This window comes from Salinivibrio sp. IB574 (assembly GCF_001996205.1).
GTDB classification, from domain to species: Bacteria; Pseudomonadota; Gammaproteobacteria; order Enterobacterales; family Vibrionaceae; genus Salinivibrio; species Salinivibrio proteolyticus.
Genome location: NZ_MUFN01000053.1, coordinates 1 through 8952 on the forward strand (window position 1 = coordinate 1; position 8952 = coordinate 8952).

The window sequence follows — 8952 nt, forward strand, 5'->3', positions numbered from 1 at the left end:
TGCACCGGTGATCATGTTTTTCACGTAGTCGGCGTGCCCTGGGCAGTCAACGTGCGCGTAGTGGCGAGTTGGCGTATCGTATTCTACGTGCGAAGTCGCGATGGTGATACCACGCTCACGCTCTTCTGGTGCGTTATCGATTGATGCGAAGTCACGCGCTGCACCACCGTGTACTTTTGCAAGTACAGTACAGATAGCGGCAGTCAGAGTAGTTTTACCGTGGTCAACGTGGCCGATAGTACCAACGTTAACGTGCGGTTTCGTACGTTCAAATTTTTCTTTAGACATGACAGTCCCTCTAAGCACGGTATTTCGGTGGCATTACGACCACACAACCAACAATTAGGTTTGTTGAGTATATATCAAACGGCTTGAAGTTACCTTGGAGAGGATGGTGCTGATAGGCAGATTTGAACTGCCGACCTCACCCTTACCAAGGGTGCGCTCTACCGACTGAGCTATATCAGCACTCTAAAAAGAGTGGAGCGGGCAGCGGGAATCGAACCCGCATCATCAGCTTGGAAGGCTGAGGTAATAGCCATTATACGATGCCCGCAATCGTTTCTCGTAGAGCTATTCAAACAATTTGAAAATGGTGGTGGGAGAAGGATTCGAACCTTCGAAGGCTGAGCCGTCAGATTTACAGTCTGATCCCTTTGACCGCTCGGGAATCCCACCTAATTTTGGTGCCGGCTGCCGGAATCGAACTGGCGACCTACTGATTACAAGTCAGTTGCTCTACCAACTGAGCTAAGCCGGCGACAAGTGCTGCGCATTCTATGCGATGAAATGGGGCCTTGCAATAGGAAAAATCAAAAAAACAGGTGATTTTTTCGCCTGTTGCACAATTTAGGGCTTAATTGTTGCTAAAATAGCCAATCCTAAATAACAACAACGCGGACCACTACTTTTCCTGATACGCAGATTGCGGTATCGTCCACCTCTTTATTGGCTTAAGGCAAACGGACCATGAACGCAACGCTAACGCCTTATTTGTCGTTCGACCGTCAACAATGGGCTGAACTGAGGGATGCAGTGCCCATGACGCTCACCGAAGACGACATTGAACGCCTGCGAGGGCTAAACGAGCACCTCTCAATGGATGAGGTGAGAGATGTTTACTTGCCTCTGTCACGACTACTCAATCTGTATATCAAGTCGCGCAAGAGTCGCACTGAGGTGCTCGACGAGTTTTTGACTCAGCCTGCCTCCAATCATGTCCCTTATATTATTGGGATTGCAGGCAGTGTCGCGGTCGGTAAAAGTACCACTGCACGTTTATTAAAAACCCTACTGACTCGCTGGCCCGATCACCCCAAGGTAGCCTTAGTGACTACCGACGGTTTTTTGTATTCCAACGCGGAGTTGGAAGCGCGTGGATTGATGAAACGAAAAGGCTTTCCTCAATCATATAACATGCGCAAATTGGTGGAGTTTGTGGCAGATGTAAAATCCGGTAAAGCCTGTGTGGAAGCGCCGATATACTCACATTTGGTGTATGACATCACTGGTGAAGTGCAGAAAGTCGAAAAGCCCGATATTTTGATCCTAGAGGGATTGAACGTTTTACAGAGTGGGATGGATTACCCACATGATCCTCATCATGTGTTTATTTCAGATTTTCTCGACTTCTCTATTTATGTTGACGCTGAACCGGCATTACTCAAACACTGGTATATCGAGCGATTTATGAAATTCCGTCGCGGCGCCTTTTTAGACCCAGATGCGTATTTTCATCACTACACGCGTCTATCGGTTGCCGAGGCCAAAGATACCGCCGCGAGTATTTGSGATGAAATCAACGGGCGGAACTTAATGGAAAACATTCTTCCTACCCGAGAGAGAGCCAGCTTGATCTTAGAGAAAGGCGCTAATCATTCGGTCCAGCGCATTCGCGTACGTAAGTAACTGTTAGTCATCACGCCTTAGTGAAATTTCTCCCCCTAAATAGGGTGTGATGACGCCATCCACGTCCAGTAACAACGCACCGTGTTCATCAATCCCACGCTCAATACCGCGAACTTCGCGATCCCCCATCAAGAGTTTCACGGGACGCCCTTTGAAGTTATCTAATTGCTGCCAATCATCCATGATCCCCGCTAAGCCGGTTTTTTCATAATCGAGCAACGCGTCTTGTAAACGGCTTATCAATACACTGGCAAGCACGTTACGTGATGGCATCGGCTGACACGCATCGGCCAATCGTGCCCACGGCTGATCAATATGCTCGCTGACGTGCGGTCCCATACCAATATTCAGCCCCATCCCGATCACAAGATGTGCCGCATCGCCGGTTTGCCCCGTCATTTCCACTAAGATGCCCGCAAGCTTTTTATCTTGATAATAGAGATCGTTCGGCCATTTTACTTTCACACCAGGCGCGCCCAGTTCATGCAACGCCTTGGTCATCGCCACACCCACCACAAGGCTCAACCCCATCGCAGCGGCCGGTCCCGCATCTAGGCGCCAATACATCGATAGATACAGATTGCTCCCGAACGGTGATTGCCACACACGCCCTCGCCGACCGCGACCTTGCTGTTGATACTCAGCCAAACACACACTACCTGACGTCAGTTGTCCAACACGCTCCATCAAATGCTGGTTGGTAGAGTCAATGACTGGGATAACGGATAAGGCAGGCGCATCAGTGTGATCACTTAGCCAAGCTTCATCAAGCAACTCAATCGGTTGCGATAAGCAATAGCCTTTACCTTGCACACGGTAAATATCTAGCCCCCATGACTGCAACACTTTAATGTGTTTGCTGATAGCCGCCCGGCTCATGCCCAACGCGTCTCCTAGCATTTCGCCTGAGTGGAATTCACCGTCGGATAAACGGCCGATAAGGGCTAACCTTGCGCTATGTGTACGGCTCATTGCGCCTCCAAGGTGGTTTCACCCTGTGCGCCCATAAAGCGCACCTCATGGTGTAAGGTGACACCAAACCGCGCCTGTACGTCATCGACCACGCGTTTTGCGAGTTGGACGACGTCTTCGCTAGTCGCATGATCAGCGTTAGTCAGCACTAATGCTTGCTTAGGATGGACACGTGCACCGCCTTGTCTCGCTCCTTTTAAGCCACATTGGTCAATTAACCAGCCAGCTGCAAGCTTCGCTTTGCCCTCACCAGCCGGGTACATGGGCATATCGGGATAACGAGTTTGTAAGGTTTGCGCATGCTGTGCATCCACCACTGGGTTTTTAAAGAAGCTCCCTGCATTACCGCATTCCCGAGGATCGGGGAGCTTAGCTTGGCGAATCGCACACACTGCATCAAAAATAGTTTGCGCGGACACCTGCTCACCATCAAGATCGGCTAACGCTCCATATTTGAGCACTGGCTGCCACGCTTTCGCTAATCGAAATCCCACTTGCGTGATCACCCACCCTGTCATCGCGTCAGTTTTAAAAATGGAGTCACGATAACCAAATTGGCAGGCTTCTCGCGTCAAGCGACGCGTTTCCTGAGTGCGTGGATTGACGATATCGACATAGGCGCAACGTTCGCAAAACTCGACACCATAAGCGCCAATGTTTTGAATCGGGGCCGCGCCCACACATCCCGGAATAAGGGCAAGATTTTCCAGCCCGGGCATGCCTTGCTCAATCGTCCAAGCAACCAGTTGGTGCCAAGACTGGCCGGCTCCCACATGCAGAAGATAGTCGTGCGGCGTTTCCTCTACCTCAAGACCAGACAAGCGGTTTAGCACCACCACACCCGCGTAATCTTCACAAAACAGCAGATTACTGCCTTCCCCAACGATCAACTTGGGTAAGCTTGCATAGTCTGGATGCTGCCAAATGGCGTATAAGTCAGCAATGCTATGCGCTTCAACCACCGCATGAGCGTGTGCTGGTAAACCAAATGTATGATGGGGTGTCAAAGACACATCAGATAACCACTTCATGAATGCATTACGCTGTCAGGAAACTCAGTGATAGGTATACTACCTGTCCTGCTCGTATTGCGCACCTATTGGACTATGGATAATTATCGTATTCACCCGCTGGAGCCATTGCGTTTTCCATTGGTGGCTCGGCTTTATAAAACTCACTACCCACCGGGAAAGCCCAAAAAAGATGAAATAATTTGGGTGATTGATGGTCCAAATGGCTTGTGTGGCGCAGTGCGTTTTCAGCAACGGCCAACCTATCAGCTATTAACCGGCATGCTCATTAGCCCAGCGCTGCGAGGAACGGGGTTGAGTGATCGTTTACTGACCGACGTCCAAGAGACGATCGCGGCAAAGCCGTGTTTCTGCCTTGCCTTTCGCCATCTCACTGGGCTTTACGCGCGCCACGGTTTTGATGTGGTCGCACGCGAGGCGCTACCCGAGGATCTCGCTACCCGATTTGACAGTTATTGTCACGCCGGCAAAGACTTGGTTGCGATGGCGTATCAGGGGAAAGCGTGATGATAATGGCAAAGCCTAGGATCAGAGATCCGTTGCTTGCCACGATTTCTGGTACAATTCAGGGTTTAGCATCAAACCGCTCGACTCTGGCCGTCGAACAACATGAGGTAACAATGGATTCAGCTAACGCAAATCGGCAGCTAATTGATCGCCTGCCCACCATTGCGCACCAGCCAGAACATCTCGAAACGTTATTAGACGCAGTTTCTTTTAGAGAACGGCTGCTTAGCGAAATTAAAAACGCCAAATCACGTATCTATCTGGTTGCCCTGTATCTACAAGATGATGAGGCCGGACGTAGCGTACTCGACGCTTTGTATGAGGCGAAACAAGCAAACCCCGAGCTCGACATCAAAGTACTGGTTGATTGGCACCGTGCACAACGGGGGCTAATTGGCGCCGAACAATCGGATGGCAATGCGGCCCTGTATCGTGCTTATGCCGAGCGCTACACCCACAAGATTGAAGTCTTGGGCGTCCCCGTGCGAAATCGCGAGGTCTTTGGAGTCTTGCACCTCAAAGGCTTTGTCTTTGATGACAAGGTACTTTACAGCGGCGCCAGCCTAAATGATGTCTATCTCGCGCAGCACGACCGATACCGCTATGACCGCTATCATGTGCTGGCCAATAAAAAGCTCGCCGATACCATGGCAGACTTTATCGTCAACACACTCACCGCCGACAGTGCCGTTAATTGCCTCGCCTCGCCAGACCGACCTAATAGTAAAGCACTTAAGCCCAGTATTCGTGAGTTTCGCGGCCAGCTACAACGTGCGAGCTATCGCTATGACGATGAGCCGATTGGTGAGCATCAGGTTGGGTTAACACCGATGGTCGGGCTGGGTAAACGTAAGAACAAACTCAACCGCTATATCTGTCATTTGATTGCCAGCGCGCATCAAGAGTTGGTGATTTGTACCCCCTACTTTAATCCGCCCCGTAGCGTGGTCCGAGAAATCCGTCGCGCGCTGCGCCGAGGCGTTACCGTCAGCATTATTGTCGGTGATAAAACCGCGAACGATTTTTACTCCCCCCCAGAGGCGCCGTTTAAGACTATCTCAGCGTTGCCCTATCTTTATGAAGTGAACTTGCGTAACTTTGCGCGCCGCAATGAAGCCGCCATCGCCAAACGCCAGTTGAACATTCATATTTGGAAGCATGACGATAACAGCTTCCATCTCAAGGGCATTTGGGTCGATCGCCAGTACATGTTGCTGACGGGGAATAATCTCAATCCACGTGCGTGGAAATTAGATTTAGAAAACGCCATTCTTGTCCACGATAAGCATCAACGCCTCGAAGCGCAAAAACAGCAAGAAGTGGATAAGATCCTCGAGCACACGCGCTTGGTCGGTAGCTACAAACATATCGATAAGATGGAAGATTATCCGTTACCGGTAAAACGGCTTTTAAAACGGATAAAACGCGTGCGCGCCGATCACTTGCTCAATCAAATTCTATAAAAGGAGCAGGCCATGCGTATCGCCAGAATCGCTGCTATTGATGTGGACCCTCAACGTACCTTTACACCCGACTGCCCTGACGAGTTACCGGTACCCGAGGGAAATCAATTAGGATCGGCATTAAATGCCCAAGCCGCGCTCGCAGATGTGCGTGTCCTCACCAAGGATGCCCATCCTGCTAATGCGGTTTGGGTGGTTGACGATGCTGCCGATATGCTCCAACCGCTATCGTATAAAAACGCGGATCTCACCTGGGTCAAACACGCGGTTCCTGGCACCAAAGGGTTCGAAACCATTGACGACTTACCTCCTGTCACCGAGTACGACTATGTGGTCTGGAAAGGGGTCGAACCCGACTTACATCCCTATGGTGCGTGCTTTCATGATATTGAAGAGAAGCTCAGTACCGGCTTGATTGAATGGCTGCACAGCCAAGAGGTAGAAACCGTCATTGTCGGTGGTTTGGCAACCGATTATTGCGTCAAAACCACCGCCATCCAGCTGAAAAAGCGCGGTCAATTTGACGTGATTGTGAACCTCGCCGCTTGCCGAGGGATTCACCCACAAACGGTCGCCGCCGCCTGTGATGAGATGCTGGATGTGGGCATCAAGTTAGTCGATAGTCAGTTGGCGTTAGGCTGTTTAGTCCCCCGTTAATTTGTATCGCAGCGACAGAGGACTCTCTCGCTGCGATCGTCCTCGCGCCTTGAGTGCAAACACAGGCTTAAACGGACCATTAAGTTTGAGTCCTTAGACAGAAATGCACTTTGAATAACAAGAGTACTAGGCTTTTAGTTTGCTATCCCCTACTGTCCCATTAACTATTTTCACAATAAAAAATAAGTATGGAGGATAGCATGCTCAAACCTACCGCTCTGGGTCTCCTGATCGGCGCTTCATTATCTAGCACCGCTTGGGCGATGCCTGCATCGCAGCTTGATGCACTCGGAAACGGGCTCGATGTGCAATACCAAGTCATTGATAATACGCAAGATGACTGGCGTTCTTTTACGGGCAACGTCGCCTTTACCAACCAAAGTACTCAGACACTGCCTAAAACGGGCTGGGCGATTTATTTCAGCCACATTCGCATGATCAAGTCGATCGACACCGATCAACTTAAAGTCTCACACGTCAATGGGGATCTCTTCAAACTCGAACCCACAGATAGCTTTGTTCCGCTTGCTCCCGGTGATCAGTTAGTGGTTGGCTTTAATGCCTCTGACTGGCAAGTCGCTAAATCCGATATTATGCCGAATTGGTATTTAGCCTCCGACGATGAAGCTGACACGCATACCGCATTGATTACCAGTACCAGTAACCACAAAAATGGCCAAGTGCCCACCAAACCGGATGATGAGCTCACCTTTGTCGGTGACTTTGATTCTCCCGCACAGTGGAAACGTTACGGCGGTGCACTCACCGACCATTATGACCCTTTCACGGCCGAGCAGCGCTATGTACGCAATGCCGATTTGTCGTTGGTGGATACCCAAGGACACGTGCTTCCCACACCTGCCAGTCGCATTGAGAAAAATGGCCATATCACCCTCGATAGCGAGTGGACCGTGGTCTACGACAACGGCTATCAAGCACAAGCTCAATGGCTTGCCGATCAGCTTGGCATTTCAGCCACCGACTGGGCACCTACTAATCAAAAAGTTATTCATGTGGGGTGGGGAAAAGTCACCCTTAATGGAAGCGACCAGTGGCACGAAGCTTATCGCCTAGATGTGCAACCTGAGCAGCAACGTATTGACATCGACGCCCCTGATCAAGCGGGTGCCTTATACGCTGCACAAAGCCTGCTACAACTTAAAACCGGCGAGACACTCAAGGCGGTAACGCTAACCGATGCACCGCGCTTTGCTTACCGTGGTCTGTCTGTCGATGCGGCGCGAAACTTCCGCAGCAAAGAGGCGATCTTTAAGTTACTCGACCAAATGGCCGCACTGAAACTCAACAAGCTCCATTTACGTCTCAGTGATGATGAAGCATGGCGTATTGAGATCCCAGCCCTACCAGAACTGGCAGACATCGGTAGCAAACGCTGTCATGACTTGTCAGAAACCCGCTGCGTGTTGCCCTTCTTAGGCGCAGGGCCTGACGGCACAGAAGCATCCAATGGGTATTACACTACGGAAGACTATCAAGCGATTCTGCGTAAGGCAGAAGCACTCAATATCACTGTCATTCCAGAAGTAGATATGCCAGGTCACGCGCACGCGGCCATTAAAGCGATGGAAGCGCGTTACCACAAGTACATGGCACAAGGTGATGAAGCCAAAGCGAAAGAATATTTGCTCACGGACTTTGAAGACGACACCCAATACCTTTCTGTGCAAATGTTCACCGACAATGCGATGAATGTTTGTATGGAATCCAGTTATCGCTTCGTCGATACAGTAGTTGCGGCGCTCGTCGATGCGCATCGAGACATACAGCCGCTTGATACATTCCACTTTGGCGGAGATGAAATTGCCGGTGCTTGGAAAGAGTCGCCCGTCTGCCAAGCCTTTATTGCAGACAACGATGCAGGTGTGAACAGTGTTGACGATCTGAGTCAGTACTTTGTCGAACGTATTTCGCACATTACCCAACGTCATCAGCTCGATCTCGGTGGTTGGGAAGATGGCCTCATGCACAACAACAAGGTCTATCCACGCGCACAACTTGCCAATGAGCACGTCTATGGCAATGCGTGGCAAAATATCTGGGAGTGGGGCGTTGCCGATCGCGCCTATAATCTCGCCAACAATGGCTATGGGGTTATCTATAACCAAGCCACACACCTCTATTTTGACCACCCCTATGAACCAGACCCAAGTGAGCGCGGCTATTATTGGGCACCCCGTTTTACCGACACCCGTAAGACGTTTAGCTTTATGCCCGATGATCTCTACGCTAACGCAGATGCAAAACGCAATGGTGCACCTATCACCAAACAAGAGGTACTAGACGCTGCCACCGTGAAAGGGTCATAATGGTCGGTGAGTGCACCGCCGTAACGTTTCCACTGTGCGGGAGAATCAAAGTCACCGACAAAGGTGAGCTCATCATCCGGTTTGGTG

The 8952-nt window shown here is 50.5% G+C and carries 8 protein-coding genes and 4 tRNA genes; 5 read left to right on the forward strand and 7 right to left on the reverse strand.

The annotated features are described in order from the left end of the window. The 5 genes from BZJ17_RS16510 to BZJ17_RS16530 all read right to left on the reverse strand — a co-directional run. Positions 1–288, reverse strand: a 288-nt coding sequence (locus BZJ17_RS16510; protein ID WP_241836837.1) for a GTP-binding protein, incomplete at its 3' end; no start/stop codon positions are given. 104 nt (positions 289–392) lie between these two features. Continuing rightward, positions 393–468 (reverse strand) — tRNA-Thr (locus tag BZJ17_RS16515). A gap of 13 nt (positions 469–481) precedes the next feature. Further along, positions 482–556 (reverse strand) — tRNA-Gly (locus BZJ17_RS16520). 37 nt (positions 557–593) lie between these two features. Further along, positions 594–678 (reverse strand) — tRNA-Tyr (locus BZJ17_RS16525). A 6-nt stretch (positions 679–684) separates the two neighbouring features. Then, positions 685–760, reverse strand: a tRNA-Thr gene (locus BZJ17_RS16530). A gap of 209 nt (positions 761–969) precedes the next feature. Between BZJ17_RS16530 and coaA the strand changes: the two genes are divergently transcribed. After that, positions 970–1908, forward strand: a complete 939-nt coding sequence (gene coaA, locus BZJ17_RS16535) for a type I pantothenate kinase (protein WP_077641461.1) — start codon at positions 970–972, stop codon at positions 1906–1908. A gap of 3 nt (positions 1909–1911) precedes the next feature. Here the strand turns inward: coaA and birA are convergent, their stop codons facing one another. Together birA and murB are read right to left on the reverse strand one after the other, a co-directional pair. Next, positions 1912–2880 carry a bifunctional biotin--[acetyl-CoA-carboxylase] ligase/biotin operon repressor BirA gene (gene birA / locus BZJ17_RS16540; RefSeq protein ID WP_077641462.1) on the reverse strand — a complete coding sequence of 323 codons (969 nt, stop codon included), beginning with the start codon at positions 2878–2880 and terminating at the stop codon, positions 1912–1914. Then, complete coding sequence (gene murB, locus BZJ17_RS16545) at positions 2877–3911, reverse strand: UDP-N-acetylmuramate dehydrogenase (protein WP_077641463.1); 1035 nt, start codon at positions 3909–3911, stop codon at positions 2877–2879. The genes birA and murB overlap by 4 nt, the downstream gene beginning before the upstream one ends. Before the next feature lie 27 nt (positions 3912–3938). Here murB and BZJ17_RS16550 point away from each other — a divergent pair, with 27 nt between their 5' ends. The 4 genes from BZJ17_RS16550 (at position 3939) to BZJ17_RS16565 (ending at position 8865) form a co-directional block, all read left to right on the forward strand. Beyond that, on the forward strand, positions 3939–4418 hold the full coding sequence (locus BZJ17_RS16550; RefSeq protein WP_346426283.1) for a GNAT family N-acetyltransferase: 480 nt from the start codon (positions 3939–3941) through the stop codon (positions 4416–4418). 113 nt (positions 4419–4531) lie between these two features. Further along, positions 4532–5881, forward strand: coding sequence for a CDP-diacylglycerol--serine O-phosphatidyltransferase (gene pssA, locus BZJ17_RS16555; RefSeq protein WP_077641465.1), 1350 nt, complete (start codon positions 4532–4534; stop codon positions 5879–5881). Positions 5882–5893: 12 nt separating this feature from the next. Continuing rightward, entirely contained in the window at positions 5894–6538 is a 645-nt protein-coding gene (locus BZJ17_RS16560) for a nicotinamidase (RefSeq protein WP_077641466.1), read from the forward strand. 200 nt (positions 6539–6738) lie between these two features. Then, positions 6739–8865, forward strand: coding sequence for a family 20 glycosylhydrolase (locus BZJ17_RS16565; RefSeq protein WP_077641467.1), 2127 nt, complete (start codon positions 6739–6741; stop codon positions 8863–8865). Positions 8866–8952 lie beyond the last annotated feature (87 nt).

Coding starts and splice junctions, on each gene's coding strand:
- murB (WP_077641463.1), bottom strand. CDS start 3,911: ATGAAGTGGTTATCTGATGTGTCTTTGACACCCCATCATACATTTGGT.
- pssA (WP_077641465.1), top strand. CDS start 4,532: ATGGATTCAGCTAACGCAAATCGGCAGCTAATTGATCGCCTGCCCACC.
- BZJ17_RS16560 (WP_077641466.1), top strand. CDS start 5,894: ATGCGTATCGCCAGAATCGCTGCTATTGATGTGGACCCTCAACGTACC.
- BZJ17_RS16565 (WP_077641467.1), top strand. CDS start 6,739: ATGCTCAAACCTACCGCTCTGGGTCTCCTGATCGGCGCTTCATTATCT.
- birA (WP_077641462.1), bottom strand. CDS start 2,880: ATGAGCCGTACACATAGCGCAAGGTTAGCCCTTATCGGCCGTTTATCC.